This is a genomic window from uncultured Campylobacter sp., from assembly GCF_937890585.1.
Classification (GTDB): domain Bacteria; phylum Campylobacterota; class Campylobacteria; order Campylobacterales; family Campylobacteraceae; genus Campylobacter_A.
Genome location: NZ_CALACG010000050.1, coordinates 1 through 1,446, shown reverse-complemented (window position 1 = coordinate 1,446; position 1,446 = coordinate 1). Strand labels below are relative to the sequence as shown.

Below are 1,446 nucleotides of genomic sequence, written 5' to 3'. Positions count from 1 at the left end.
TTCTTCTACGCGCTTGCCTGTTTGAAGAGAGGTAGAGCTTAGCTCGTTTGCTACTGAGCTGTTTTCGCTTGAAAGATGCTTGGTGTCACTTATTAATGCTCTTATGCGCTCTATGAAGTTATTTATATCATTGCTGATCTTTGCTATCTCATCTTTGCCGTAGATTGGAATTTTAATTGTAAAGTCAGATGTTATAGCATTTAAATTTGCACCTAGTTTATCGATAGGATTTGCAACCATCTTTTTAAGTAAGAATATACAAACAACGATCAAGAGCAAAGTAACTATGATGCTTGCTATGATGAAGTTTTTACTAACTACTTTTAGAGGTGTTAAGAAGTCATCGGTCACAGCTGAGCCAAGCACTATCCAGTTTAGCTTATCAAATGGTTCAAACGCAACTATACGCTCAACACCACCAGTATTAGCTAACTCAACACCCTCTTTTTCTTTTACGATCTTATCCATAGCAGCTTTAACATCACTACTTAGCTCTTTGCCAGCTTGAGTTGGGTGGATCTCAAATTTATTAGTTTTTGTGTTAAAGATAGAGAAGTATCCATGCTCGCCTAGCTTCATTTGTGCCATTGTTTTTTGAAGGTCTTCTAGACCCTCAGTAAAGTCATAACCTATAAATAAAACAGCTACGACCTCGCCTTTTTCGATAACTGGCTCGTAAACGCACATATAGTTTCTACCAAAAATGTTTAGAGGCCCCACATACGTCTCTTTATTCATCATCTTTGGATAGATCGTTTTATTTAGCATACCAAGCGCTCTACTGCCATTATCTAGTAAAAGTGAGGTAGAGACAGCAGCAAATTCATTACCTGATCTTGCAAAGATAGTTGGTATACCGCCGTTTGTTAGCTTTTTGATCTTGTCAGATATCTCGTGGTCGTTGTTTAGTAGACCCATTTTGTCTGAGACAATCTCTAAAGCTTCGTCATTTTCTGTCTTTTGAGTTTGGCCAGTGGTTCTTATGTTACCCAAAGCCTCTTTTAAGATATGCATAGAGAGTTTTGCATTGTCTTCGTTATCTTCATCAAACAGCTCAACTGTGTCCATCGCAAGTGCAACATTTTGCCTGACGGTGGTTTTCACTCCCTCCTTGATCTCACGTTCCAAAACGTTTGATATGTAAAATACAAAGCACATCATACATATCGCCAAAACCACAGCAATTGTTGCTGAAACTTTTACCAAAATAACTTCACGTTCTAAGTGAGGATGATCAGTAATATCACGAACACGGATTACATCAATCTGACGGTTGAGTTGCTTGATGATTTGCTCTACCTCATCATGAGAAGTTACATCAATAATAATGGTAATCCTTGAAACATTTGGATCTTCAGTCGCACCGACCGAAATGCTTTCAATATTTACTTGGCGACGTGAGAGGACTCCTGTGAAACGGTTGAGTACTCCTGAGCGGTTTTGGAG

General features: G+C 38.7%; 1 protein-coding gene. It reads right to left on the bottom strand.

Features of this window, described 5'->3' with window-relative positions; all coding sequences use genetic code 11:
- Positions 1-1,446, bottom strand: a 1,446-nt coding sequence (gene ilvN, locus Q0296_RS01325; protein ID WP_298035795.1) for an acetolactate synthase small subunit, incomplete at both ends; no start/stop codon positions are given.